At 37.6% G+C, this 24,736-nt stretch carries 38 protein-coding genes, 1 tRNA gene and 2 pseudogenes; 23 read left to right on the forward strand and 18 right to left on the reverse strand.

What is annotated here, in order from left to right; genetic code table 11:
• Positions 1 to 63 precede the first annotated feature (63 nt).
• Positions 64 to 258: pseudogene (locus tag GTH24_RS06550) on the reverse strand (recombinase); the annotation flags it as partial.
• On the opposite strand from GTH24_RS06550, the pseudogene terL reads away from it, so the two are divergent.
• Positions 257 to 1,482 (forward strand): annotated as a pseudogene (gene terL, locus GTH24_RS22360) (phage terminase large subunit); the annotation flags it as partial. The pseudogenes GTH24_RS06550 and terL overlap by 2 nt on opposite strands.
• A gap of 42 nt (positions 1,483 to 1,524) precedes the next feature.
• Here the strand turns inward: terL and GTH24_RS06560 are convergent.
• The gene (locus tag GTH24_RS06560; protein WP_164526096.1) at positions 1,525 to 1,938 is read right to left on the reverse strand and encodes a type II toxin-antitoxin system HicB family antitoxin; all 414 of its coding nucleotides are present in this window, start codon (positions 1,936 to 1,938) and stop codon (positions 1,525 to 1,527) included.
• Between the two features lie 46 nt (positions 1,939 to 1,984).
• The gene (locus GTH24_RS06565) at positions 1,985 to 2,170 is read right to left on the reverse strand and encodes a type II toxin-antitoxin system HicA family toxin (protein WP_164526097.1); all 186 of its coding nucleotides are present in this window, start codon (positions 2,168 to 2,170) and stop codon (positions 1,985 to 1,987) included.
• A gap of 109 nt (positions 2,171 to 2,279) precedes the next feature.
• On the opposite strand from GTH24_RS06565, the gene GTH24_RS06570 reads away from it, so the two are divergent.
• On the forward strand, positions 2,280 to 2,441 hold the full coding sequence (locus tag GTH24_RS06570; protein WP_164526098.1) for a hypothetical protein: 162 nt from the start codon (positions 2,280 to 2,282) through the stop codon (positions 2,439 to 2,441).
• Positions 2,442 to 2,464: 23 nt separating this feature from the next.
• The gene (locus GTH24_RS22125; protein ID WP_241254041.1) at positions 2,465 to 3,769 is read left to right on the forward strand and encodes a hypothetical protein; all 1,305 of its coding nucleotides are present in this window, start codon (positions 2,465 to 2,467) and stop codon (positions 3,767 to 3,769) included.
• A 207-nt stretch (positions 3,770 to 3,976) separates the two neighbouring features.
• On the opposite strand, the gene catA is transcribed toward GTH24_RS22125, so the two are convergent.
• From catA to GTH24_RS06645, 14 genes are all read right to left on the reverse strand, one after another.
• Positions 3,977 to 4,630, reverse strand: coding sequence for a type A chloramphenicol O-acetyltransferase (catA, locus tag GTH24_RS06580; RefSeq protein WP_164526099.1), 654 nt, complete (start codon positions 4,628 to 4,630; stop codon positions 3,977 to 3,979).
• Positions 4,631 to 4,739: 109 nt separating this feature from the next.
• Entirely contained in the window at positions 4,740 to 4,970 is a 231-nt protein-coding gene (locus GTH24_RS06585; protein ID WP_164526100.1) for a DNA polymerase III subunit theta, read from the reverse strand.
• 360 nt (positions 4,971 to 5,330) lie between these two features.
• Positions 5,331 to 5,990 carry a hypothetical protein gene (locus GTH24_RS06590; RefSeq protein ID WP_164526101.1) on the reverse strand — a complete coding sequence of 220 codons (660 nt, stop codon included), beginning with the start codon at positions 5,988 to 5,990 and terminating at the stop codon, positions 5,331 to 5,333.
• On the reverse strand, positions 5,990 to 6,415 hold the full coding sequence (locus tag GTH24_RS06595) for a hypothetical protein (RefSeq protein ID WP_164526102.1): 426 nt from the start codon (positions 6,413 to 6,415) through the stop codon (positions 5,990 to 5,992). Before GTH24_RS06595 ends, GTH24_RS06590 begins: the two co-directional genes overlap by 1 nt.
• Complete coding sequence (locus GTH24_RS06600) at positions 6,405 to 7,253, reverse strand: ParA family protein (RefSeq protein WP_164526103.1); 849 nt, start codon at positions 7,251 to 7,253, stop codon at positions 6,405 to 6,407. The genes GTH24_RS06595 and GTH24_RS06600 overlap by 11 nt, the downstream gene beginning before the upstream one ends.
• A gap of 80 nt (positions 7,254 to 7,333) precedes the next feature.
• Positions 7,334 to 8,509, reverse strand: coding sequence for a tyrosine-type recombinase/integrase (locus GTH24_RS06605; protein ID WP_164526104.1), 1,176 nt, complete (start codon positions 8,507 to 8,509; stop codon positions 7,334 to 7,336).
• A gap of 1 nt (position 8,510) precedes the next feature.
• The gene (locus GTH24_RS06610) at positions 8,511 to 8,723 is read right to left on the reverse strand and encodes a hypothetical protein (protein ID WP_164526105.1); all 213 of its coding nucleotides are present in this window, start codon (positions 8,721 to 8,723) and stop codon (positions 8,511 to 8,513) included.
• Between the two features lie 60 nt (positions 8,724 to 8,783).
• On the reverse strand, positions 8,784 to 9,176 hold the full coding sequence (locus tag GTH24_RS06615; RefSeq protein ID WP_164526106.1) for a chromosome partitioning protein ParB: 393 nt from the start codon (positions 9,174 to 9,176) through the stop codon (positions 8,784 to 8,786).
• 2 nt (positions 9,177 to 9,178) lie between these two features.
• Positions 9,179 to 9,841 carry a hypothetical protein gene (locus tag GTH24_RS06620; protein ID WP_164526107.1) on the reverse strand — a complete coding sequence of 221 codons (663 nt, stop codon included), beginning with the start codon at positions 9,839 to 9,841 and terminating at the stop codon, positions 9,179 to 9,181.
• A 1-nt stretch (position 9,842) separates the two neighbouring features.
• Complete coding sequence (locus tag GTH24_RS06625) at positions 9,843 to 10,298, reverse strand: hypothetical protein (RefSeq protein WP_164526108.1); 456 nt, start codon at positions 10,296 to 10,298, stop codon at positions 9,843 to 9,845.
• A gap of 8 nt (positions 10,299 to 10,306) precedes the next feature.
• Complete coding sequence (gene ssb / locus GTH24_RS06630) at positions 10,307 to 10,804, reverse strand: single-stranded DNA-binding protein (RefSeq protein ID WP_164526109.1); 498 nt, start codon at positions 10,802 to 10,804, stop codon at positions 10,307 to 10,309.
• A gap of 58 nt (positions 10,805 to 10,862) precedes the next feature.
• Positions 10,863 to 11,690, reverse strand: coding sequence for a YfdQ family protein (locus GTH24_RS06635; protein ID WP_164526110.1), 828 nt, complete (start codon positions 11,688 to 11,690; stop codon positions 10,863 to 10,865).
• 65 nt (positions 11,691 to 11,755) lie between these two features.
• Positions 11,756 to 12,130, reverse strand: coding sequence for a hypothetical protein (locus GTH24_RS06640; RefSeq protein ID WP_006533955.1), 375 nt, complete (start codon positions 12,128 to 12,130; stop codon positions 11,756 to 11,758).
• 148 nt (positions 12,131 to 12,278) lie between these two features.
• A tRNA-Tyr gene (locus GTH24_RS06645) sits at positions 12,279 to 12,344 on the reverse strand.
• Between the two features lie 190 nt (positions 12,345 to 12,534).
• Between GTH24_RS06645 and GTH24_RS06650 the strand changes: the two genes are divergently transcribed.
• Positions 12,535 to 12,963: an ECs1072 family phage-associated protein gene (locus GTH24_RS06650; protein ID WP_161770161.1), complete on the forward strand. Its 429-nt coding sequence runs from the start codon at positions 12,535 to 12,537 to the stop codon at positions 12,961 to 12,963.
• Between the two features lie 356 nt (positions 12,964 to 13,319).
• On the opposite strand, the gene GTH24_RS06655 is transcribed toward GTH24_RS06650, so the two are convergent.
• Positions 13,320 to 14,009 (reverse strand): XRE family transcriptional regulator, encoded by a 690-nt coding sequence (locus GTH24_RS06655; protein WP_164526111.1) that lies wholly within the window; start codon positions 14,007 to 14,009, stop codon positions 13,320 to 13,322.
• 97 nt (positions 14,010 to 14,106) lie between these two features.
• On the opposite strand from GTH24_RS06655, the gene GTH24_RS06660 reads away from it, so the two are divergent.
• The 19 genes from GTH24_RS06660 to GTH24_RS06750 all read left to right on the forward strand — a co-directional run bounded on the left by GTH24_RS06660 (position 14,107) and on the right by GTH24_RS06750 (position 24,680).
• The gene (locus tag GTH24_RS06660) at positions 14,107 to 14,322 is read left to right on the forward strand and encodes a helix-turn-helix domain-containing protein (RefSeq protein ID WP_069368310.1); all 216 of its coding nucleotides are present in this window, start codon (positions 14,107 to 14,109) and stop codon (positions 14,320 to 14,322) included.
• A 56-nt stretch (positions 14,323 to 14,378) separates the two neighbouring features.
• Positions 14,379 to 14,837, forward strand: a complete 459-nt coding sequence (locus GTH24_RS06665; protein ID WP_164526112.1) for a YmfL family putative regulatory protein — start codon at positions 14,379 to 14,381, stop codon at positions 14,835 to 14,837.
• An 88-nt stretch (positions 14,838 to 14,925) separates the two neighbouring features.
• Positions 14,926 to 15,135 (forward strand): hypothetical protein, encoded by a 210-nt coding sequence (locus tag GTH24_RS06670; protein ID WP_164526113.1) that lies wholly within the window; start codon positions 14,926 to 14,928, stop codon positions 15,133 to 15,135.
• The gene (locus GTH24_RS06675; protein WP_099660103.1) at positions 15,125 to 15,304 is read left to right on the forward strand and encodes a DUF4222 domain-containing protein; all 180 of its coding nucleotides are present in this window, start codon (positions 15,125 to 15,127) and stop codon (positions 15,302 to 15,304) included. Before GTH24_RS06670 ends, GTH24_RS06675 begins: the two co-directional genes overlap by 11 nt.
• A 9-nt stretch (positions 15,305 to 15,313) precedes the next feature.
• Complete coding sequence (locus tag GTH24_RS06680; RefSeq protein WP_164526114.1) at positions 15,314 to 16,435, forward strand: replication protein 15; 1,122 nt, start codon at positions 15,314 to 15,316, stop codon at positions 16,433 to 16,435.
• A complete protein-coding gene (locus GTH24_RS06685) occupies positions 16,432 to 17,091 on the forward strand; it encodes a phage N-6-adenine-methyltransferase (protein WP_164526115.1) in 660 nt (219 codons plus the stop codon). Before GTH24_RS06680 ends, GTH24_RS06685 begins: the two co-directional genes overlap by 4 nt.
• Before the next feature lie 2 nt (positions 17,092 to 17,093).
• A complete protein-coding gene (locus GTH24_RS06690) occupies positions 17,094 to 17,459 on the forward strand; it encodes a hypothetical protein (RefSeq protein WP_241254042.1) in 366 nt (121 codons plus the stop codon).
• Positions 17,459 to 17,623 (forward strand): Lar family restriction alleviation protein, encoded by a 165-nt coding sequence (locus GTH24_RS06695; protein WP_164526117.1) that lies wholly within the window; start codon positions 17,459 to 17,461, stop codon positions 17,621 to 17,623. Before GTH24_RS06690 ends, GTH24_RS06695 begins: the two co-directional genes overlap by 1 nt.
• Entirely contained in the window at positions 17,616 to 18,335 is a 720-nt protein-coding gene (locus GTH24_RS06700) for a DNA-methyltransferase (protein WP_241254043.1), read from the forward strand. The genes GTH24_RS06695 and GTH24_RS06700 overlap by 8 nt, the downstream gene beginning before the upstream one ends.
• A 66-nt stretch (positions 18,336 to 18,401) precedes the next feature.
• Complete coding sequence (locus GTH24_RS06705; protein ID WP_109373182.1) at positions 18,402 to 18,785, forward strand: RusA family crossover junction endodeoxyribonuclease; 384 nt, start codon at positions 18,402 to 18,404, stop codon at positions 18,783 to 18,785.
• An 18-nt stretch (positions 18,786 to 18,803) separates the two neighbouring features.
• Entirely contained in the window at positions 18,804 to 19,511 is a 708-nt protein-coding gene (locus GTH24_RS06710) for a phage antirepressor KilAC domain-containing protein (protein ID WP_164526118.1), read from the forward strand.
• Positions 19,511 to 20,536, forward strand: coding sequence for a DUF968 domain-containing protein (locus tag GTH24_RS06715; RefSeq protein ID WP_164526119.1), 1,026 nt, complete (start codon positions 19,511 to 19,513; stop codon positions 20,534 to 20,536). Before GTH24_RS06710 ends, GTH24_RS06715 begins: the two co-directional genes overlap by 1 nt.
• Positions 20,537 to 20,563: 27 nt before the next feature.
• The gene (locus tag GTH24_RS06720; protein ID WP_164526120.1) at positions 20,564 to 21,235 is read left to right on the forward strand and encodes a bacteriophage antitermination protein Q; all 672 of its coding nucleotides are present in this window, start codon (positions 20,564 to 20,566) and stop codon (positions 21,233 to 21,235) included.
• Positions 21,236 to 21,336: 101 nt separating this feature from the next.
• Complete coding sequence (locus GTH24_RS06725) at positions 21,337 to 21,585, forward strand: hypothetical protein (protein ID WP_115370633.1); 249 nt, start codon at positions 21,337 to 21,339, stop codon at positions 21,583 to 21,585.
• A 328-nt stretch (positions 21,586 to 21,913) separates the two neighbouring features.
• A complete protein-coding gene (locus GTH24_RS06730; RefSeq protein ID WP_109373189.1) occupies positions 21,914 to 22,303 on the forward strand; it encodes a putative holin in 390 nt (129 codons plus the stop codon).
• Positions 22,300 to 22,599 (forward strand): phage holin family protein, encoded by a 300-nt coding sequence (locus GTH24_RS06735; RefSeq protein WP_109373190.1) that lies wholly within the window; start codon positions 22,300 to 22,302, stop codon positions 22,597 to 22,599. Before GTH24_RS06730 ends, GTH24_RS06735 begins: the two co-directional genes overlap by 4 nt.
• Positions 22,577 to 22,996: a structural protein gene (locus GTH24_RS06740; RefSeq protein WP_109373191.1), complete on the forward strand. Its 420-nt coding sequence runs from the start codon at positions 22,577 to 22,579 to the stop codon at positions 22,994 to 22,996. The genes GTH24_RS06735 and GTH24_RS06740 overlap by 23 nt, the downstream gene beginning before the upstream one ends.
• The gene (locus tag GTH24_RS06745) at positions 22,993 to 23,445 is read left to right on the forward strand and encodes a lysis protein (RefSeq protein WP_109373192.1); all 453 of its coding nucleotides are present in this window, start codon (positions 22,993 to 22,995) and stop codon (positions 23,443 to 23,445) included. Before GTH24_RS06740 ends, GTH24_RS06745 begins: the two co-directional genes overlap by 4 nt.
• An 869-nt stretch (positions 23,446 to 24,314) precedes the next feature.
• Entirely contained in the window at positions 24,315 to 24,680 is a 366-nt protein-coding gene (locus GTH24_RS06750) for a hypothetical protein (RefSeq protein ID WP_164526121.1), read from the forward strand.
• Positions 24,681 to 24,736 lie beyond the last annotated feature (56 nt).

Consider the following 24,736-nt stretch of genomic DNA (forward strand, 5'->3'; position numbering starts at 1 on the left):
CGGTACAGAGCAGTCTATCCAATTAGAATAGCTGTATTAGGTGAAATCTGAGCCAATACCACATTATGCTATCTCACAATGTGGCACTTCAACCCATTGTACATGGTTTTCTGTATAAATCTTGGTTGACTCTGCATCACTATGAGCCATTCGAGCTTGTGGATCAAAACCACGTTGTTTAAACATAAAGGCCGCCAATGCTCTTATTTCATGAAAGGTTGGCCTTTCATCTAAAGGTAAATGACTGGCAACGCCTATCATACTCGGCGCCCCACCTCAGCACGGTAAATCTGATATTGTGTCTCGCTACTTACCAGCTTACATATTTGGTAAATACCCTGATTTGCGTATAGCGGGGTTGTCATACGGAAAAGATTTAGCTAGTGACATGAACCGAGATGTACAACGTATCATGATGAACGATGAGTATCATGTGTTGTTTCCGTTGTCATGCTTGAATGCAAAGCGTGTTGTGACCATTGAGGTTGAAGCAAAGCGTAACTCTGAGACATTTGAAATAGTTGGTAGAAAAGGGACATACATCAGTCAAGGTGTCGGTGGGTCATTAACGGGAAAAAAGTTGACCTTGGTATTATCGATGACCCAATAAAAAATGCCAAAGAAGCACTAACCCCAACGACCAAGCAGTCAGTATGGAATTGGTATGTATCGACCTTTAAGACGCGCCTATCGAAAAATAGTGGCGAAATCATTATGGCCACACGGTGGGCAACTGATGATTTATCAGGCCGTGTAATCGAAAATAACAAAAAAGCAATAGTATTAGAATTCCCTGCTATTAATGACGATGGAGAAGCCCTCGTTCCTGAATTACACCCAATAGATAAACTTCTTGAGACAAAAGCGATCCTTGGTGATTACTTTTGGTCTGCTATGTATCAACAAAAACCTAAACCGGGTGATGGCCAAATTTTCCACGAAGAATTTGCTCAGTATTACTTACCTAAAGACCTACCTGAAAAATTCGATAAAGTTATCCATAGTTGGGATATGACCTTTAAAGACAGTGACGGTACCGACTTTGTGGTAGGGCAAGTTTGGGGTAAAAAAGATGCAAATGCTTATCTACTGTATCAAATTAGAAAACGCATGAGCTTTACTGAAACCTTAAAGTCGGTGAAATGGCTAGCTGAAAAATTCCCTGAAGGGCGACGTAAACTGGTGGAAGACAAAGCTAATGGCCCTGCTGTAATCGACTCTCTCAAATCAACTGTATCAGGATTAATTCCCGTCGAGCCAGATGGTAGCAAGGTTGCTCGTGCTCATGCATGTACTGCTGAATGGGAGGCTGGAAATGTGTGGCTCCCCAACAAAGACATTGCGCCATGGATTGTCGAGACTGTGGAGGAAATTACCACATTCCCGTTTGCTGGCCATGACGACACAGTGGATGCCATGACGCAAGCATTACGCGATTTATATCAGAAGAAAAAAGGCAGTTTCTTTACAACTAAAAGATGATAGAGATTACCTCGCCTATACAGGCGAGGCTTATAGCTATTATTAAATATTCTTTTGGAGTTCTTTACGGGTTGCTGTTGCAATAAATCCGCTACGACTCCCATATTCAGGATTTGTTTTTACGATAGTATCGATGCGACTCAATAATCGATGTGGCAATGTGATATTAATACGCTCTGCTCGTCCGTCGTATTTATCCATATCAACATCAACTAAAAGCCATATTCCATTATTGTAATCACCAGTAGAATTAATTAAATGCTCTTGTTGAGATTTTGGAGAGGGGATATCTAAACCCTTCTCGCTTAACAATTCAAAATGGGCATCAATAGCGCTCTTCGCATCTGCGTGAGCTTCTTCAATACTGTCCCCCGCAAAGATGCAACCATCAATATCAGGGAACCAGCCACTTGCGCTACCATCTTCATCAATTTCAATAAAGGCTGGATATAACATAATTTCATCTCCATAAAGAGCGCGCCCTGTATGAGCGCATTCTTAATTAATTTTTCAGTTTGGCACTTTTAATAATTTGATTTAATGTTCCTTTTTTTAAATCTTTTCTTGGATGCGGTACTGTTACAACAAAAGAAAAATCAGGGTGAGTAAATTGATGATGACTTCCTTTTATTCTATCAAGTACCCATCCATTTTTTTCTAACAACTTAATCAGTTCCGAACTTTTCAAACCCCCTCCATTCCGCCAACTGAAATACACACTATACACACCAATATAGAGGGGTCAAATATTTTGTGTGTATGGTGTGTATTTTATTGTCTGTAATAAAGGATTTGCCATGTGGCCGTTTAAAAGAAAAAAAATTGCAGAACCACTCGCACCGGTTGAAGGTGTTGCCAGCATAGGCATAAAAATCCCTCGACTCGACAATCAAACGACGCGTTTTATTATGCGAGCCAGAATAATCGTATTCCCAGATAATCAGGATGTTATTTTTTAATTAATTAAACTATGGAATAAAATATGATATACACTACAGGCACTGTTAACACAGTGGCAGGGTCTGCTATTGTCCGCGGAACCGGCACTAAATTTAAAAATAATAATCCCGCAATTAATATTGGAATGACTATTTTAATTAAATCGGGAAATACTAATATTCCGTACATGATTAAATCCGTTAATTCCGACACTGAATTAGTATTAGCACATCCGGCATTAGCCACAGCAACTAACACCACATTCTCAATTCATATTGCTGAGCCCGATAATAATAGTGATGCAGCTAGAACCATGGTTGCCATAAATGCATACACGCAATATTTTCTCGATGCGATGAATACGTGGATGAGTGAAACAGGGCAGACAAAAATTGAGATGCCGAACGGGGAAATTATCACACTCGATAGTATTAAGAAGATGCAGGGGGATATTGATGGCAAAGTCAATAAAACTGGTGATGTAATGCCTGGGCCCCTCATCACAAAGGGTTATCTGAGAAGTGAAGGTGGCGAGGTTAATGTAACAAATGATGGGGCAATGGCCAGCCTAATGGTTCAAGATGGATTGCCGCAATTGGTTAGTCGTATTGGCAGCGAAAAGTGGATACGAAATCAACTTCCAACTGAAATTGGTAAAATAATGGTTGTTGGTGATTCTGGTGTTGGTCAGGCCCAGCCTGTAATAAATGCAGATACTTTACTAGGAAATGAGTTTAATCGCTCAAATTTTGGCTATACGGATGGGTTATTTAATTATTGGTACGGGGTCTCAGTAGCGTGGGATGCGAAGGAAAAATCTAAGGCTAAGATGCAAATTCTTACCGGGATTAATAATGAGGATTTGTATTTTAGGCATGCAAATAATGCATTAAATGCTCCTCTTTCATTTGGTCGTTCATATAAGATGTATAGTGAAAAAAATACAACTACTGACCCACAGGGCTTCATCAAAAAGACCTCTCCAATCATCAACATCAACTCCGATGGCACATTCACAACTAACGACGAATCAGAAGGCGCTACGGTTACTCGAGTAGCAAAAGGCGAGGTGTGCTGGGTTTTAATGCTGACGCTGACTGGGGTGGTGTTGATGGTGGTATTGAAATTCCTCTCGATGTTAATAAACAGCCACTTATTTGGGTTAACTCTAAAGTTAATAAAGACGGTTCTATTCTCGTCAAAACCTATCACCGAACTCACCCTAATGCGCCTGAGTTTGCCAATAATAAAATTGATGGTTACAGCGATGGTGATCCTATTGATATTCCTGATGGTCGTTTTATCTCTGTTCGTGTACAGATGCCAGAGCAATCAATCTATAACGTGAGAATGCGTGAGGCGGAAGAAGCGCAGAAAGCTGAAGAGGAACGTAGACAAAAAGAAGATGAAAGGTTAATTTTACTTAGATAAGAACAATATATTGCTATATATATTAAATGATTGTCCACCTTTTAATAAAAGGCGGACATTAATATATTCTTTGCAAACTATATATTTAATGATTGATTAAAAAAAGAAGTTTTTCACGCCGAGTTTACTTACATTCATCATAACAGTATTGCTGTATCTCATTAAGTAATCTACCAACATGAAAGCCATCACATACAGCATGATGTACTTGAATAGCTAGAGGCATGAATACTTTATCTCCTTGCATGTAATATTTTCCCATTGTGAATGCTGGAGCGAAGAAATTATTAATATTCGTAACGTTTAAATTAAAACTGGTAAAACTAACCCATGGATTAGCTGACACAAAAAACATATTTTCGATAAATCCCTTTGGAAAATAGGATAGATTATCACGGTAATTTGCTACATCTTCTGAATAAGTTTTCAAAAAATGGCTTACATCTTTGTGGTAGTAGCTCCATAAAGATGAAAAAGTTTCAGTCTGTTCATGAAAAATAGTGTACCCAGGATGAATGGTATCCCATATTATCAATTCATCATCTTTCATTGCCATGCGGAACTCGGGATATTTGTTTATTAATCGGCTAATAATATATATAAAGGTCGGATAGAATTTGTGCCCATTCTTTTTTACGATTTTTAATAACGCAGTAATATCTAGTTGAATTGTCTGACTAAAGGTACATTGAGCAAAAGACTGAAATGCTTCAAAATGTTCCCTCCGTTGCCACTGGGATAAATTAACGGATGTATATCCAATACTTTTTGTGTCCATTTTTAACTATCCTATATCCTAAAATTAGGTTGACTAATTTAATTGAAAATCAAATTTAATCATATTCTATGCGAAACTTATAAACTTAAATGTTAAGTAATAATTATGATTATATTTTCAAATGCTGCACTGAATTTCCATCAGGCAACTTCTTACTTCTCTCACGATAAAATGCTAATCGTTCATTAAAGTACGCTCGTAAATGTGCCGGTTGTTGTCGCTCAACTTCGGACGCAACAACTGGCATGTTTAGTCGTTCTTTATATGCGGCACCACTTGCGGATAAATCGACATTAATCTTGTTTTTTTCTTCTTGAGGGAGTTCAGCGAGGTTTTTCATTTAATAAGCTCTATTAATGAATCTGAGGGAGATTATAGCATAGGAATAGGGCAAGAATTGAGTTTTAACTAAGGTAAATCTGATGGGGGTTTTACACCAATTTTACACCAGTTTTACACCAAGCAAATTTCAGGAATAAAAAAACCAACCCTAAGCGGTTGGTTTTCTTAAATATTGTTGGTCGGCATGATAGGATTTGAACCTACGACCCCCGACACCCCATGATAACGACTGCAATCGTTATAACATATTGATTATAATTACATTTATTCACTTTAGCCGTGTAAACAAACAGTGCTTTTTTATCATTATTTGCACTATACGAATCAAGTACTTACATCTTATTTTACCACTAATTTGTTATAGCTCATTATACATAGTAAATAATGATGGGCTGATTAAGAATTTTAATTCCTTTTTTGTCCTGATGAATATATCTGATATTTCAGTATGAAAATTAACTAATAGTACTTTCGTTATATGATGTAATGTTCTTTGAAGAGTCTCAATTTGTTTGGTTCTGTTTGTACAAGTATCATTGTTCATTAACTGCTCAAATGTGTGTGTTATGTTTAGTTTTGCCTCTGGGGATGAGTGGATGTATAAGCATGCTCGTGAGTAAATTTGGTGAAGATAATTCCAAGTTCTCATATCATTATTTCTTTTAAGAACTGAGAAATCCTCTGTTTTTATGAAATCACTATATTCAGTATTATCAATATTATTCTTAAGCGTAATTCTTGCTATATTTTCTACGATTGATCTTAGGTTTAATTGCAAATATCTTTCTTTATTTGTAATGATTGATATTATTGAGTTAAGTGAGTCATAAATAATACCTTGTAAATATTGATAAAAAACATCTTCACCGGAGATATGGTTGTAAAAAATAATATTTTTAAAACAATTTGTTATGAGGTTTCTCTCATGATGTTCAAGAGGATATGCCTCGATAAAGCTGTTAAGAGCCTGTAATTCAACTTTGAATTTATATGGATCTGATATTGTATATATATTCATTATTTGTTTTTATTTTTTATCCAAAGGTTCATATTTTCTAAGGCATTATTCTTCTTTTGTTTTATTTTATAGTTTTCATTTTTTACGTTTACAACAATATCGCTACCTATATTGGTTTTTTTAGGTAGTACTTCTGACATAAGGTAATCATACACCTTTATTGAAATATGGTTTATTTCTTGAGCATTTAACTCTGAACAAAATTTGCAAACTTTGGCTACCATTAATGTTCTAGATCTAACTGCATAAGGTAAAAACTTCACTCCAAGAGAGTTAAAAACGAGGTCAGAAACATCAGTATTAAAACTAAATAATTTTTTTGATAACATCAGCAGAACTATATAACCTATAAATGACTCCTTTGCCGTAGCATTAAATCTCAGCTGATGAATTATTTTTATTTCATATTTTAAATCATTCTCCATTTCGTGCCTCCTCGAGCGCTGAAACTCTATTCATAAGTTCTTGACAAATATTGTGTATATCTTGCCTTGATTTTGTATAAGCAGATGCTATGTTACCACCACCGCCAACCATTAAATCTCTCAGATATGATAATTTACTATTAAAAAAATATTTATCTGTAAATTTAGGATTTTGTTCAAAATCTCTTTTTATTTTTTGGGTTTTATCTGTAAGTCTATTTTCTGTATTACTATACACAAAACCTAAATGTTGTATAGATGGGTTATGATTTTCTTTCAGATAATCAATGACATTGATTAGGTTGGATGCACCAAGAATAGAGTAGTAATCGATTTTTATTGGGGCAACATAATAGTCAGAAGCTATCAATGCAGCATCAGTAAAAATTGAAATAGTAGGAGGGCTATCAATTAATATGTAATCGTATTTACTTTTTAAATCATTATCAATAATAAATTTATTAAGTTTTTTTACTCTGATTGAAACCTGATCAGTATCAAAAATAATATCCATGTTACCAAGGATTATATCTAAATTATTAGTTATTTCTGTTATAACATCGTCAATATTTATTATTTCTTTAGTTGTAGATATTGAATTTTTTGTTTCTAAAATTTTTCTAATTGTCTTGTTGTTTGGTTGTAATGTATTTATATATTCCTCAACCCTATTATATTTACCCATAATAGATTGAGTAGCATTAAATTGAGGGTCAATATCAATTAGTAAAATTTTTTTACCTAGGTAGTTTGATAAATACTCAGCAATACCAATACATAGCGTCGTTTTACCAACACCACCTTTCATATTTATAAAACTAATTACAGGTGCCGTCACTATCTTTCTCCATAATATCAAATTTATGTAATATTACAGCTAAAGATAAAATTTACATTCCTGTTATTTATACAGTATGCTTAAAGTAATTCACAATGTGGCACTTCAACCCATTGTACATGGTTTTCTGTATAAATTTTGGTTGACTCCGCATCACTATGGGCCATTCTTGCTTGTGGATCGAAACCTCGCATTTTAAACATGTGTGCAGCTAGTGCTCTTATCTCATGAAAGGTTGGTCGTTCAACTGGTGGTAGATTAGAGGCTACGCCAGCTTTGTCTCTTAGTTTTGAAAAAGCTCTACTTAAATAATCTGGAGCGACTTGAGTAGGGTGGTTTACTTCTTGACTTATTTTATTTGGTAACCTTTCCGGGATGCGATGCACAACATACGGGCTAGCGATATTATCTCTGCTATTGTCTATAATTTCCTTTAGTGCTTTCCCGATTGGGATCGCTACATGTGACGCTTCTTTATGTTGTACTTTTTGCCGATGAATATATAACATTCCATAAATGCCATTTCTTTCCTCTTCATACCACACGCAACCACAAGTACCCTCTTTTGGGGCTTTAATATTGTATTTTATTCTCGATACTTCCAGTCTTGCTTGTGTTGTTTGTAAAGCCAGATCCATTGCAGTTTTGAGCCATTTGTCAGCTAATGTTCGAATTTTTATAAAATCATCATAGGATAATCTCCTACGCTGTTTGATATCGGTTCTCTTCATTTTTTTACGCTCAGCTGGATTATCAAACATAAGCGATTCATCCATTGCGTAAGAGAATATTTTCTTTAGAAAGCCTACCTTCCTATTTTGAACGTTAGCTGATGCTGTTTCATGATACTGAGAAATAAAACCATTCACATGTTCTAATGTTATTTCATTTGCTGGAATATCTTTAAAATACTCTTTCATTCTAAAGATATTATTATTCCAGTCGGCCTGAGTATCTTTTGATGGTTGTTCATCCTTAACTACACGTTCAAATAATTTATCTAAATGCTCTGTTAACGGCAAAGACTCCCCATATTTTCCACCAGACTCATTAATTAGGGTGTTTACGGTGATCTGGTTAGATGGACGCATAATATTGTTGTATTCGCGAGCAATTGCTATTGCGACAGCTTTGTCTGCGCCAACACATTTTCGTTTACCATTAACTAACGTTAATCGATATTGTTTTATTGATAAATCATAGTAAAGAAAGTCAGGCAAATGCCTAAACTCTCTTTTTCTTGGTCGTGATGCCATGTTAAGAAGCCTTAATTAAATTATTAACACATGACGAAATGACTGATTCAACCCCCCATCTTTCTGATGAGTTGACTAAAATAGATCCATCGACAATTCGACCTTTTAGTTTTCCTATTTCGATCCAGCGCTTAATAGTTCTATTATCTGGAATTGAACCAATTTCAAATTCTCTTTTTGCCCATGCGCTAGCCTTCATTAATTTTCCTGACATCTTTTCTCTCCACACTGTCCGTACACAGTTTAAATAGATATTATTTAATGCTGGTGGTTATTACTGATACAATTTTAATCCGTTTGTTAGATTTCGTTGAAATGACATATTATTAAAATCTGGTTCCATTAACTCCTGCACAACCTCACCTGTATTTACATCATATAAATGGCTATCAGTTAGGTTATTTATAATAAAAGTTTCTCTTTCACTTTGAGACCAGGAGTTAAATGCTTTTAATAATTTTTTAGGTGTTCTGTATTGTGGTTTTATCCCTAACCTTTTTGCAGCTGCGAAATTATGATGTCCATTTACTAATAATGTATATTGCTTACCTCTTAAAGTTACATGCAATATATCGACAATAAACACTTTAAATCTTTTAACTTTATCTAAAACAACGTATTCATTTAAATAACGCTGACTACTAATTAATTGTCCTTTTATTTCCATTATTAAATCCTTTTAAACTCAATAACCCATACCCACGGATTAGACAACCAACTTTCAGCTCCATATATTGATTGCCATAAGCTTATGAAACTATCACTAGCTCTGTTAAACCACTCAGCGGTATCATGTAAATCAGCCAAGGTATAATCACAATAAGCTGGCCCATTGCCAAAATTATCACCCATCATCAGAATACCTTCAGCCTTAGCATCATCGTTACTGATATCATTCAATCGTTCTACACGAACATCGGTGATCTCTAACGTAATGCGTGAAGCCCAGCGAGGCATGTGTATAGATGGTTTCCACTTCATTGGAATATCATCACCGCTGGCGCAGGTACAATAAACAGCATCAGGTTCTGATGCCCGATAAGTGATAAATTCACCAGTACCACCTAATGCATCTCTAACTACTCGATTTCCAAATGTTTCACGAACCCAAAGACGACCACCAACCTTACCAAAAGGGCAGTTATTCTCTATACTTCCCCAAGGAGTTACAGGTATTGATTTATTCCCCTTTTCCACTGATGCGCTATATACCTCCCATCGATCACCATTTAACACTGGTTGAACCTTCATAACGCGACGAGTTTGAGTTTTGCGCCCATCTAAAATGGCGCGCACCATTTCAGCATTAAAAATAATTCCGCGTTCTTTCATGTCATCCACCTATACGTGTGGCTGTTCTGATACGCTGGTAGATTTCATGTGCATGAATTCTCTCTTCTCCGATATCGCAAGCACAAAAATATTCATAAGCTGTTTTTTCAGCTTCTCGATGGGCTTTTAAAAACCGTTCTTTTAATTGATATTTTGAAGAGCGTAACCAAAGACAAACGGGGCCATCTTCACTATCGTATATAGCTCCAATAAACCACTCTTTACCAGCCGGCTCTGTTGGCATCCAAGAGGAGACATTAGGGTTACCATGAATGAAATAGCTCTGGAAAAGAGGAGAGCTCTCTCCGACATCTTCACTCATATAAATACAGAGTTGTTCTAATTGGTTCTCCGTTACCCACTGCATAATTTCATTACCATTTTCGGAATATGGCAGTTTTGAATGAGCCCAATAACCATTTTCATCATATTCTACAAATTCTGGAGTAATTGACATAAAGCCTCCTAAATCACATTAATTAAATGGCGCGGATACATAAGCCCAATCGGTGCGAAGGGTATATCATCCTCAAAATCCATTGGTGGATGATTGCTTTGTGCTTGAGGTTGAGCTGATGGCTTGTTTTGCTGTGCCAGTTGTGATCCTGCTGATTTACTAGCACCACCTAGCATCTGCATCGAACCGCCAACTTTTACAACAATTTCAGTTGTATAACGTTTAACGCCGTTATCATCCCACTCGCGCGTTTGTAGTTGGCCCTCGATATAAACTTGTGAGCCTTTACACAAATAGCCACTGGCGATATCAGCGAGTTTTCCAAACAGAACGACACGGTGCCATTCTGTCTTTTCTCGGTTGTCACCCGTTTGTTTATCTCGCCACTTTTCTGATGTGGCCACAGCTAAATTGGCAACAGCACCACCAGAAGGCAGGTAGCGAATTTCAGGATCGCGCCCTAAATTGCCGATAAGAATTACTTTGTTTACTGATCCGTTAGCCATTTTCAGTTATTCCTATTTGAGTAAAATCGCCACCAATAAGATGGCGATTAATTAATAATTAAGCTGAAAACTTGCCAATGAATGTTTCGATTTCACTTTCATCGAATTCATCACAAAGCAGACTGCGAAACTCTTGAGCGATTTGTTCTTCAAGGTTTTCAAGTTGAACAATGCGGAGCACTAAAGTAGGAACATCACCGCCAGTAAGCACGCTATAACGCAATTTAATGCTACGTTCTTTTAACTCGTCATATGGGGTACAGGTAAACTGGAATGCAGTAGGCATAACATCTTTGCTTCTGGCTTCAACATTTTCTAATACTGAACGTTTAGCACTAAAGTCGTGATCTTCATGTTCAGCAGAACGTGTTGATTCAATCGTAATACGGCGAACAGCAGAAATAGCCTGTTTGATATCTAAAACATTACCTTCTGCATCAAACGCCATTAAATAATCACGCCAGTCCTCTAACCATTCAGCTAATTCTTTTTGACGATATTTAACACCATCAATTTTTAATAGTGCTGCGAATGGGGCAGTTTGTTTTAATTTCACAAGAGCAGTATTATCAGCATGACCCGGCTCGCCAATGGTGCCGATATTAAAAATAGTTTCGGCACTCATTTCATCAGCATCAATAAAGCAACTAACACCTTCTTCAACTGCATTTTTGATTGAGTATTTAACAAAATCACTGATGCTGGTTGTTTTCATTTCACCACGAAAGCGAAAACGACCTTCTTGTAAATTTTCTAAACTACTTACTTTAAAGTCATTCGGAAGAACAATCGCTGGGCATAATGACTTCTCTATTGCATCGAGACTTAATGAAGCCACTGCCATATTTTGAATTTGCGAAATAGCAGTACCGTCTAATTGAGACATGAATAAACTCCTACTTATTTAAAAGCATTAAATTAAATGGATAGGTTTAATTAAAAATAAGGAAACTAATTAACGGATTTTAATTTCCCGTCAGGCTGACCTTGCAAAGAAAATAATTGACCTTGGTCTTCTTGCATAATGGTCAACTTACCACCTTTACCCACGTACATTGGTGTTTTGGTGGTGTCTTCTTCAGCCCGTTTTCCGCGTGGTGTTGGTGCAGAGAATTTAAGTTTATGAGTTATTTCAACTCGTTTTTCTTCCATTGAATTACTAAGGCGAGCAATATCTAATTCAATAGTGACCTTGCCTTTTCCACCATTATTCAAAACGCCTAAAGCCACATCATTTAAAACAGCAGAGACTTTATTTTCAAAAACGCCAGCGTCCAATTCGGAAAGAAAGTCGGGAACATTTGTCTTACGATCTTCTTGGCTCATTTCTATAACCTCACGTTATCACTTCACACAATAAGAAAGGGCACTAGCGAGTTGACATAATCCTGATAAGACATTTCACAAGTAATGCCAGTACCCTTACTTATTGAGTTAGTTTTAGTGATTGGTGGTAGGTGCTAATTTCCTACTTGCATGATGGGATTTAAACCCACAACCCCAGCTTTATGGCCTCGCTCTACCATTGAGCTACACGCATTCACCAATCCTAAAACTAACTCTATAAAAATGGCTGACTGAGCAGAACATTATCACCACACCCCCGTTAATGGTTTAAGACTCAGCCAGCCATTGTTTCTCTTCACACTTCAAATATTGTGCCTGATTATTTTCCCACCTCAGGCGGTGGTGGTATCCTCTGTTCACCACAAACAAAAAGGATAATTAATATGTCTAACGCTAGTAAGATGTATCACCACATCAAAGAACACATTGAATCAGTACGAAAAGTGTCAAGAACTGGATTTGTTGAAAACGGCGTAACTGATATGGTTATCAATCGTGCTTGCCTGATCCTGTCACTTGAATACTTGTTATCCGATTACCGTCAAAAACACAGCACAGTATTTAACGCCCTTAACGGTAAAGATGCTCTGATTCACCTTGTTATTAATAAATATAATTGGCTCATTTCCGATGTTCGTAAAATGTCACTTAATGATTTATTGCTGGCCATCACCGATGAGCTATCTTTCACTAAACTACCCGATGAATGTAAAAATTTCTTATCATCGATTCATTACGATAAATACCATAATTGCTTTGAGGATTTCCCAGATGAAGAGTGGGACACCTCTATTTCTCAGTTATATTTATAACTGAAGCGGAGCTTGCATTATTGAGTTGCTCCTGCGTAGTACACCGCGCGGAATTTAGTGATTTCAATTGTGTTTCTAGTGTTATCACCAATTTCCGCGCTTCCACCTTCTTTGACATCCAAAGGAATATCTCCTCGACAGAATTACCGTTCGGGATAATGGTCGGTTCTTTCTTCTCTATTGTCATTATGTTTATCTCCACCACACAATTGTTTCTCTTCACACGTAAACTTGCTTCTGGGATAACAATAATTCAAATTTGCATATTGCGCAATATTAATTTGCGAAATTTACAATTTAACAAGTAAAAAAAAGCCTGAAATATGATCAGGCTGTTTATGCAAATGATAGCTTTGTTATGCGTGGCGTCTATATTCGTGGCTTTGGCTGATTAAAACTTTCCCGTGTACACAAAATCTATGCTCATTTGAACTATTTATTTTCCATTGTGTATATTTAGGGTTATCAGAGAGAACAATTATTTCATCGGGAACTATCTGAAGGCGTTTTACGTGTATATTTCCATCAAAAGAGAACACATAAATACCATCACCATCAATATAATCTATCGAAATATCAACAAAAATAAGGTCGCCGGGTTCAATTGTACCCGACATGCTATCACCACGAACATTGATAACTTTTACTGAGTTCGCTGGGCGAGAACCGAATAGCAGCCTAGCTTGTTCTGTATCATATTCAATGGAATGAATGACATCTATGACATCACTTGTTCTCACGCAACCGGGTCCTGCACTCGCGCTAATATCAAGTAGTTGCACTTTATAAAGATCCTCGTTTATTACGTCATGACTCAAATCACTGTGTTTATATACAGTATGATTATCACCATCTGAAAATAAATCAAGTAAAGATATTGATAGTGCGTTAGCAATTTTTCTTAATTGTTGTTCAGTAAACGATTTTTGTTTACCTGTTTCAAGACGAGACACATTACCCGGATCGCTATCAATAGCGTTAGCCAGCTCGGCAATTGTCATATTCCGCTCTAAGCGGATTGATCTGATTTTTTTTCCTATTTCCATGCCGTAATTACAAATCCTTTTTGCGTTATTTGCAAAGTAAATTGCGCAAATTGAATTGGTGTTATATTATGCTTAAAACGCAAAATTAGGAGGTATAATGCAAACACCATTAAGGGCTTTGCGAATAAAGCAAAATCTTACATTAAGTAAAGTAGCTGAAGCTGTTCAAATTGATGTAGGAAATCTTAGCCGCATTGAAAGAGGAGCCCAAAAAACCTCATTAGAGGTCGCTGAGCGACTGGTTGCTTTTTTCAACGGTGAATTAACAGAAATGCAAATTTTATATCCGAAGAAGTTCAGCAATTACAAATAAGTTACTTCTTATTCTCTGAATTTGTAACTACAAGAATTTATCTATGGTGGTAGGAAATGAGTAACCAATCAATAAAACAGGTAGTGAAAGAAATGTGTGATGCGACAGCTGGTGGACGTGAGGCTATGGCTGGAGCACTTGGTCTGTCTTTAACATCATTCAACAACAAGCTTTATGAGAAAAACGGTTGTCGTTCGTTTGATTTAAACGAGTTATTAGCGATGCAAGATATTTCTAAGACCGTTTTATTCGCTGAATTTGTTGCTCGTGAATCAAATCGTTTACTCGTTGACAGAATTAGTCCTGCGGAACTGGATGAAACGGAATTGTTTGTACTGCGTAGTGGTGTTGACGAAATGCAGGGGCGTTTAGCGTTATTTATGAAAGATAGCTTGGCTGATGGCGTTATTGATAACGAAGAAGAACAGAAAATAAAAATGCTGTTAGATGGATTAATTTCGCAAATCCGCACATTTATGAATGCGTTTGTTTCGTTACATCAAAAGAGAAATTAAAGATGGCTATATCCAGAAAGGGTGAAGCCAAAGGTGTACGGCCTCTGGCTTCGGTTTGCAAATTTCAATTGTGTGAAGAGAAATTAGCATGAGTAGATTAGCGCATTTAATACCTAAAAAGCAATTCCGTTGTTTACCTGTCTCGGGTAGTCAGTCATTTCGCTATGTAGAAATCATAGCGTCTGACGAACAACCAAACAACTACCAACAAAAAACAGGTTTGGTAGATAGACAGTCGCTTAAAAAGGCATGGGCTGATTTTTATTTTTCAAGTGGAGAGCGGGGCAATGAACAATGAGAACCCAAATCAACTTGATCGCTACTACAAAAATCACAGGGGTATCGTTGTTCATGTTGTTCGTTATGACAGAGAAAAACAGCGTGTCATTTTTATGCTCGATGGTTGTGATGATCCGCAATGTGAACCCTTGCAACGATTTAAAGAGAAATACACCAGAGTTAAGTGAGGCGTTGCTATGACGACTATTTTTGATGTTGTACAAGCTATGTCAGGGCAGAAAAACGTCATTGTTATTCCTGTTCCCTATTTAGATTTTTTCAAAGGTGATCAACAAGCTCACGCCTTGTCTGCAATTTTAAATCAGCTTGTCTTCTGGTCTGGCGTTTCATCAAGTGCTGATGATGGTTGGTTCTATAAAAGCCATGAAGAGCTGGCAGAAGAAATTCACGGGCTTTCTGGTGAAGAGCAAGCTCGACGCCTCGTTGATAAATTACGTAAGAAGTATTTCCCTGGTGTGATTGAAACCAAGACAAAAAAGGTTAACGGTACCCCTGTTACTCACTACAAGATAGATGGTAATAAACTTATCTCTATGATTTTCCCGTCTATTTCTGAAACGTCGAAAATGAGGAATGGAAACGTCGAAAGTGAGGAATCGGAACGTCGAAACTGCGGAATGGAAACCGCAGAAATGCAGAATCATGGAAACGTCGAAAGTGAGGAATCCTATCTTTATACAGATCTTAACTCAGATAAAAACTTACAGATCACTAAAGACCTTTCGTCGCAGAATTCTAACGAATCCAGCGACCAGCCGAAAAATGATTTTTTAACTCGTTATCCAGAAGCAGTGATTTACAGCACTAACTTCCAAAAATGGGGAAATGAAGGTGATTTAAAAGCGGCAAAATGGATGTTTGGTCGTGTTAAAAAACTGAATCCATCCGCGCTAGAGCCTACTTGGTATGACTGGGCGAACGATATTCGTTTGATGCGTCAAATCGATGGGCGTACTCATGAGCAAATTTGTGCCTTGTTCGATTGGGCCAACAAGGATTCATTCTGGCACCAAAACATTTTAAGTCCCCGTAAATTACGTAAACACTTTGATGAGCTGATTGTTCGTAGCCAAAAGCCAAAGGATGAGCCAAAGGTTCAAGTTGATACCGTTGAACGTGACAGCGCATTCTCACGCCTGATTGGTTCTCGTTCTAAACCTCAAAACCGTATTGAAGAGATTGCACTTGAATTAGCGGGTAAAACAGGCATTCGTCGTATGAGTGAGTTTTCTGGTCGCCAAGCATGGAACAGTATTTGGAAGCAAGCGACTGAAATGTCACAGGAGGTTCAGCAATGATTGATTACGCACTTAAATTACAGGCATTAAAAAGCCAATCTGCTCATAAATTAAAAGAAATAGGCGATCAGTGGCGAACACCTGAAAATCTGTATTGGGGTATCAATTCACTCTATGGACCTTTCACGCTAGATCTCTTTACTGATGCACAAAACAGCAAATGTCCAAATTTTTATACTGTTGAAGATAACGCGCTCACTCAAGATTGGTCGGAAAAACTGAAAGAAATTGGCGGTGCAGCTTTCGCTAATCCACCATATTCACGTAGTTCATATCATGAAAAGCAAGCTGTTACTGGTGTTCGCCACATTATGGATCATGCGTTAGCGATGCGTGAAAAAGGCGGGCGCTATGTTTTCTTGTTGAAAGTTGCCACAAGCGAAACATGGTGGTGTGAAGATGCTGATCACGTTTGTTTTATTCGTGGACGTATTGCTTTTGATGTTCCTGAGTGGTTTGTTCCCGCAGATGAAAAACAGAAACCAACCGGTGCATTCTTTGCTGGGGCAATAGCTGTTTTCGATAAAACATGGGCGGGTGAAAAATTTGATTACATTCATCGTGATGAATTAGAGCAGATCGGCAAAACATTTATTGAACAAGCTAAATGGCTTGTATCGAGAGGTGTTGCAGGAAAATCACAGAGCAAATCTTAGCGTTGTACAAAGTCGGTGAAGTCGTAGATCGCGACATTATTACTCGTGATTTAGAAACCACTTTAGGTGGTGCCTCTCGTGCACTTGCTCATCTTCATAGTCTCGGTGCATTAACCAGAGTTAGTGAAAAACAACCACTTAGCTATCAAGTGACGAATGAGGCTAAAAAAGTTTATAACGCAATGATAGAGGAGCGTAAGTCAGGAGAGTCTGTCTACCTCGAAAAGCTAAATGCTCAGAAAGCTAAAAAACGAGGTATCCCAACAATCATATGGGTAAAACACGCCACCTCTAATTTTGCTCTCATGGGTAAATTGCCAACCGAGCCGTATGACTCATTAGTGAGAGCTGTAAGAGGTAATCACTAATGAACAATAAAAGCTGTCCATTCTGTAACTCTAAAAAACTAGAAGTCATGCAAGTGATGTTCAATACATTTACTCGTTGCCAAAAATGTGGAGCAAGAGGTCCTATTGCTAATGATTTTGAAGGTGCTTTGAAAGTTTGGGATAAGAGGGCGAAAAGTGAATAAGATTAATTTGCGTCATGGCTGTTGTTTTGATGTTTTGCCCACAATCGAGAGCAATACAATTGACATGATTTGCGCTGATATTCCATATGGCACAACCCAATGCAAATGGGACTCTATATTAGACCTAAAGAAAATGTGGAGAGAGTTATATCGAGTAGCAAAACCAGATGCTGCAATAGTTTTATTTTCCGCCCAACCCTTCTCAAGCGTATTAGTGGCTAGCAATTTGCAGGATTGGAAAACAGAATGGATATGGGAAAAAGGCTCTGCAACTGGCTTTTTAAATGCAAAGAAACAACCATTGCGAGCACATGAAAATATTCAAGTATTCTATCGCAAACCCCCAACATATAACCCGCAAATGACACACGGACATGAAAGAAAGGTATCAAAGCGAAAGGATGTTAATTCAGAATGTTACGGTAAAGCATTATCTCTAACAGAATACGACAGTACATCACGTTATCCAAGAACAGTTCAATTCTTCTCGAGTGATAAGCAGAGAGCTAACTACCATCCCACACAAAAACCAGTCTCGCTAGTTCGGTACCTCATCGAAACATATTCAAATATTGGCGATTTAGTATTGGATTTCACAATGGGAAGCGGTACAGCAGGCGTGGCTTGCAAGGAAACTAATAGGTCATTCATTGGGATTGAGCGAGAAATAAAGTACTTCGATATAGCAAAACAGAGGATTCAACAATGCTAACTAAATACATGCTGTTCGTTGGGTTTTGGTTTGTGGTGACATTATTGATTGGCTTATGGGGGACTTATGCCTGAACTTATGCTCACGTTGCCATTTCCACCTAGTGTTAACTCGTATTGGCGAAACATTAAAGGTAGAACGCTGATCAGTGAAAAAGGGCGTAAGTTTCGAATTAACACCATTGCTTCTGTGTATGAGCAGTTAAAACGAAAACCTAAAGCAATTAAAGAAAATGTTTCTGTCCTGGTTCGCTTATATCCACCAACAAAACAGCGCAGAGATATTGATAACTTTTTAAAAGCCCCGTTTGATGCATTAACACATGCGGGTGTTTGGGAAGATGATCAGCAAGTGAAGCATATGGATGTGATGTTAATGGAAGTCGTAAAGGGTGGAAAATTAGAAATCACTATCCGCTCATTTAATAACGTGATGTACGGTCACGAGTAAAACGTGGAGAGAAATAGCATGATGCAAAGAACAATGGAAGTTACAGCATTACCCGCAATGAATCGCGAATTAACCATGTCGAGCAGAGAGATTGCCAGTTTAACGGGAAGTAATCACTCTGATGTTAAGCGTTCTGCAGATAGACTTTTTATTGCTCAAATTTTAACCCAGCCAATGGCTGAGTTCCCTTTTGAGCATAACGGCAATCAATATACTGAATATCGTTTTAATAAAAGAGACTCTTTAGTGCTGGTGGCTCGATTATCACCTCAGTTTACAGCGAAAATTGTCGATCGCTGGCAGGAATTAGAGTCAAAAATGCAACCTATCATTCCTCAAACATTACCAGAGGCATTGCGATTAGCTGCAGACTTAGCAGAAGAAAAACAAAAGCTGGAAAGTGAATTGGCGATTGCCACACCTAAGGCTCAGTTTGTTGATAATTATGTTTTATCCACGGGTTCTATGACGTTTCGCCAAGTGTGCAAATTACTGCAGGTGAAAGAAACGGATTTTCGCTGTTTTCTAATAGATAAGAAAATCATGTACCGCCTGAATAATACATTTACGCCTTATCAAACCCATGTAGATCTTGGTCGCTTTGAGATAAAGACAGGCACTAACCAAACCAATAACCATTCATTTGCACAATCACGGTTTACCGCTAAAGGCGTTAAGTGGATCGCAGGGTTATGGGCTGAATATAAAGTAGGGGATATCATCTAATGAAATTACTGTTAACACCCTACGTTCAGCCAGAACTTGGTGTTGTGTTACTTAAACCGGGTGCTGAATTACTCGAGCAATTTAAAAAGCACCATCGTGTGATTATCAGTGATGTGCCTAAAAGTTTAGATGTGTTGCCCTCTGGTGCATTAACGGGTGATGAACAGCCTATTTTAAACAATAAGCACATCGTCCAATTTCTCAATAACAAAAAAGTGATCCACACCATCGATAAAGTATCACCGATGGATACGTGGGTTATTCGTCATATTCCATGCTGTCAGATCGATAACGATGAAGATAACTATCATCACCATGAGTTAGTGACGACCTTTCACGAGGCTGGTGTGATCCGCACTTGTTGGCATCATGATAACCATATTAGAAATTCATCTGCTGGGTGGGTTGCTGAATTAGCTCATAAAAACCGTATTAATTGGATGTTAGACACTATTCGTTTTCGGTTGAGATTAGATAGTAGCCACCAGCTAACGATACCTGATTTTTTCACCTTTGCGGTTATGCATAACGTTATCGATGAATTACCCGAAGCGATATTACGCCAGATTTTAAATTGGTCAGATAAACAAGAAGAACGCAGAGTTCACGGTGGTTTTCCTGAAGCTGACATTATCCCGAGCAACGTAACCGCATTATCAGCAATGAATGAACGTTTAGATGCGATAAAGCCGGTTATTAAAGTATCTGTCGTTCCGGAGCCACCAGCATCGTTTCTGCTGAAACCTAAAATGCAACGTTGGGAAAATACCCAATGGTTGCAATGGGTGAAAACTCAACCGTGTTGCGTGTGTGGGCAACAGGCTGATGATCCGCACCATATTATCGGGCATGGCATGGGCGGTATGGGAACGAAGGCTCACGACTTATTCACTATTCCATTATGTCGCATTCATCATGATGAATTACACCGCGATCCAAAACAATGGGAAGTCACTCACGGCAATCAAATCGAGTTGTTATTTCATTTCTTAAACCGGTCGCTAGGCATCGGTGCATTTATTTAACGTGTGTACGGCACGAGTGGAGGAAATATGCCAATTTATGCGCATGACTTGGAATATTTAAGTGATATGGCATTGATAGCTACATCAAACGTAAGAGCTTCAACAAAGGGTCAGTTAGAAGCATTTGAAGATTTTGGGTTAACAGACACGAGAGCAACACCGAGAGTTAGAATGCGAGATTTAAAATTAAACGGACGTTTTGTTTGTCGTGATACTGATCCAATTTATGTATTAGAAACTCGCTGTCGTCGAACTCCAAAGCCGATGATAGATCCTATGGATTTTTTATTATGCTCTTGGCGTAGGGCTATTAATGCATTAAGTGAAGAACAACACTCATGGATAATGTATTGTTATGGATATAGTTTGAAATTTGAGCATCAAGTGAATATCAGTGTTCATGTATGGTCTGAATTTGAAAAACAGCATAACGGTAAAAAGATAACTAAAAAGGTTAAAGAACGACTAAGATCATTAGTCTGGTTATCGGTTCAGACTTGCACTGGGCGTAATTATTCACAAACAGATCTGGCTCGCTTGGTGGGTGTTAAGCGTAATAATTGGAAAATGAATTATGATATATATTGGAATAGCCTTTTAGATATTTGTTGTGAGTTAGATAAGTCGGCATTACTTTCTATGAAGCGAGTTAGAATCGAGTTGATTAATAAAAATAATCACGACAACTTGCAAAAATGAACAAAATAGGTCATATTTAAGTCTAATTTGGTATATTGCCAAAATTGTTTATAACCTCGCTTCGGCGGGGTTTTTTATTATCTAAAATAAGGAACGAAATTATGTACGCACTTAAATTAATTACTGAACGTGAAGGTCGTAAAGTGGAAGAAGTCCACTGCTTAGGAGAAATGTACCGCCTAGAGTTTTACCCAGAATCAGAAAATAAAGATATCGTGGCGAGAGTTGAGCACACAAGGAAAGATGCCATCCCATCATTTGATATTAATCGAACAGATCATGCTTACATTACGACAGTAACAGGCGATACTGTTCGGGTTATTTCCAGAGGCAGAAAAGCTTGCCAGTAAGGTCATTTCGGTGGCCTTTTTTATTGGAGAAAATATGAAAAATTTATTTATTAATCTATGTATAAAGCTATCTGGTAAGACTAAAGAGCAATTAGGCTTAGCTTGGTCATTTCATTATTTCGTTACCCGATCTAAATATAAAGCTTATTGGCGAGCTGTATTTCATTAATTATCGAAAGCCTCGTGCAGAGATGTCGATAATTGCACACTAGGTGGAGTTGTGCCCACCATCTATTTATACGCCGATCACAGTATCAATCACACACTAATCATTTCACACAAGAGCTGTGTGTCTGCACCTTTTTAACCAAATAACAGGACTACACACATGAATGAGCCGTTAACGGGCACTACAACAGCATCGCTAGCGGGCGTTTCAATTGTGGGCCTGTTTGCTGGTATGGATGCTGGCGTTGTTATTGGGGCGTTTGCAGGAGCAGTTATTTTTGTTTTATCTGCTCATGATATTCGTCTATTAAAGCGTTGGACTTATTTTGCGGTTGCGTTCCTTATTGGTATTTATGGCGCTGATTTTATGTCAGGTATTCTTAGCGATATAACTGGTGGCCGTGATGTCGATAAGTCAGTAGGAGCAATGTTTTCGTCAGCAGGGCTGGTGGGGGTTTTGGTCTCAATATCAAAGCCGGGTGCAATGACTGACGGAATAAATAAGTTTATTAATAATCTGATAGATAAATTCAGAGGAGGTGGCAGATGACCATCTCAATGTTTTGGATTTACATCAATTTCTTTTCTTGTTTACTCGCAGTCATTCGACTCATTAATTATCGACGTAATGGTGCTCAATATAAATTCGGAGCGTCATTTATTGCGTGGGTATTAATTATCCTATTGGGTTCGGTACCACTGCGGATCTTAACAGATGATTATTCTCATGCTGATCCATTTGAAGTCGGCATTAATTTATCACTATGCGTACTCATCTTATTGAGTCGTGGAAACATAATGCAAATATTCAGAGGTGTCAGACATGGCAAAGATAGCTCGCGGTGAGCGCAATAACAATCCGGGTAATATTGACTATAACCCCCGTAATAAATGGAAAGGTTTAGTTGGTATTGAAACAGGAGTGCCTAACCCTCGATTCTGTGTCTTTGAGTCGCCAGAATACGGCATCCGAGCAATTTATAAATTAACCCAAACCTATCAACGTAAATATGGTTTGAACTCAGTATCAGCAATCATTAATAAGTATGCACCGCCAGTTGAGAACAACACGAATGGCTACATTATCCGTGCATCAAAAGAGATTGGTGTTGGTATTAATGACAAGATAGATACTGAATCAAAACAGGTTGCTATCTCTTTAGCAAAAGCAATCGTGGGTGTTGAGTTAGGCTATCAGCCTTACGCAGATAAGGTTTATGAAGATGCCTGGTTATTGCTATGAGTAAATATATCCCATGGTTTTTTCTCATATTTTTAAGTGCTTTATTAATGGCATTAAGTTTATCAAATGCAAAAATAAAAACGCTAAGTAACGAGAATGAATTACTCAGTAAGGATTTGTCTGAGCAAATTAATATTAATAGCAATTATAAAGAGCGCATTGATAAGTTAAATAAACTCGATAGTGATCATCAGCAGGAGCTTTCTAATGCAAAAAAAGAAATTGATCAGTTGCGTGATATTAGCGAGCGTAATCCTGAACGGGTGTACATCAAAGCCGAGTGTCCAAAGAGCGCCAGCAATCCCGCCACCAGCATGGATGATGCAACCACCGCCCGACCTACTGACACCGCTATCAGAAATTATTGGTTACTCAGAGAGCGAATTACAGAATCAGAGCAAATAATTAAAGGGTTGCAGGATTACATTAGAACTGAGTGTGTAAATTAAAAAAGCCCATGTGAGGTATGGGCTGAAAAGTAAGGTATCGAACCAGAGGAGAGGATTGTTGTTATAGGAGTAGAAATAGTATAACGAGAAAGCTATCGTTTGTCTTTGAGTTACCTCAATAAAAAATGCGCCCACATAGAAATGGAGCGCAAAATAAAATAGGCAAGAAATTTATATACAATAATGGCTAATCAAATGACTCTATAGGTAAAGTCAAATGTCATAAATAGGATATACATGGGCGAGATATTAAATAATGATATCAGTCAAAGTTTATTGATTGTTTGCCATCAAATGGAGTTAAAAAAAGCCCAGCATGGGTATGTGGGCAAGACTGACAAGATATCAATTAAAGTATAGCGATAGCTACTTAGTATAGCTTAAGTAGGTATATATACTAGATTGATAATTCTGATTAACCTATCTCTTACCTAAATAAAAAAAGCAAGATAAAAATAACTCTGTGAGTTTGGGCTCCCGCAGGGATTTCACTAGTATATGTGAAAACAATAGATTACCAATATATCTTCATTCAATCTGTTAATAATCAATGTAAGTTTTTAGAAAACAATCGTCTCGCAATAGCGGGACTTTTTAATGCGTTGCGTTGTCGCCGTCTCCTATGTTAGCCATGACCTGTTTTATTCTCGACAGAGAGCGCATAGTGAGAATCAAAAACAACGAATACCACCATTTTGTTATTTTTCGGTCATTATCAGCAACGTCAGCTGTAGGTAGAAGAAACGGCGTGACTATGGAGAGACATAAACATATTTAATTCTACAAACGTCATTCATTGAGTGGCGTTGATAGAGTTTATAGAGATAGCCATCAGTTAATCACTGGTGGCTTTTTTATTGGAGAGCACTATGTCAGATAACACTATTCAATTAAAAGTCTCAGTAGATACAAGTGAGTTAGATAAGTTAGAAGAGCAACTAACCCGCATTAAACAACTGATGCAAGATGTAGGTGTGAAGCCTAAATCAATTCCCCCTTTCTTCTTTCAGTCTTCTGGTGAATCCTTTATTAAAGATGCCTTTATTAATTCGGCTGTGTTCAATGGTGTGCTTGTTAGTAATAAGTCAGAGCAGGACCTCAAGGCTCAGCTAGCAGATTTACGTATGCGAGCGGATCGACAAGATAATGATATAGCTGAACTCATTAGATTAAGACAAGCAGATCAACAGGCATGGTCTGACACTATTAATCGAACATGGTGCAGTCAGAAGTAAAGGTGAAAATACCCTATATTCAATAAAGGATATTATTTCTCCTCTTCAGGTTATAG

The organism is Proteus vulgaris (assembly GCF_011045815.1).
Taxonomy (GTDB): Bacteria; Pseudomonadota; Gammaproteobacteria; order Enterobacterales; family Enterobacteriaceae; genus Proteus; species Proteus vulgaris_B.